Annotated in this window: 1 protein-coding gene; it reads left to right on the plus strand. The window is 43.1% G+C overall.

The features are described from left to right. On the plus strand, positions 1-258 hold a 258-nt coding region (locus CIL05_RS22500; protein ID WP_439144858.1), incomplete at its 5' end, for a hypothetical protein. Between the last annotated feature and the right edge of the window lie 125 nt (positions 259-383).

Genomic DNA, 383 nt, shown 5'->3' on the forward strand with positions numbered 1-383 from the left:
GTAGTAATTCCTGGCATACTAGCGGTAATTCCAGCTCCAATAGCGTATATTAAAGTTGTTGTGGTTAAAAAGCTCGTAGTTGGATCTCAACGGCCTTGGAGCGGTTATCTGCTTGATAGACTGCTCTGTAGGCCGTGCTTTTGCTGGAGGTTTAGGGGTGCTCTTAATCGAGTGTCTCTGGATGCCAGCAGGTTTACTTTGAAAAAATTAGAGTGCTCAAAGCAGGCTGTTACGCCTGAATATTCGTGCATGGAATAATAGAATAGGATGTCGATCCTATTTTGTTGGTTTTCGGGACTCGACATAATGATTAATAGGGACAGTCGGGGGCATTTGTATTCAAACGACAGAGGTGAAATTCTTGGATTAAGGTAGATTCATCC

The organism is Virgibacillus profundi (assembly GCF_002287375.1).
In the GTDB taxonomy this organism is placed as follows: domain Bacteria; phylum Bacillota; class Bacilli; order Bacillales; family Amphibacillaceae; genus Virgibacillus_K; species Virgibacillus_K profundi.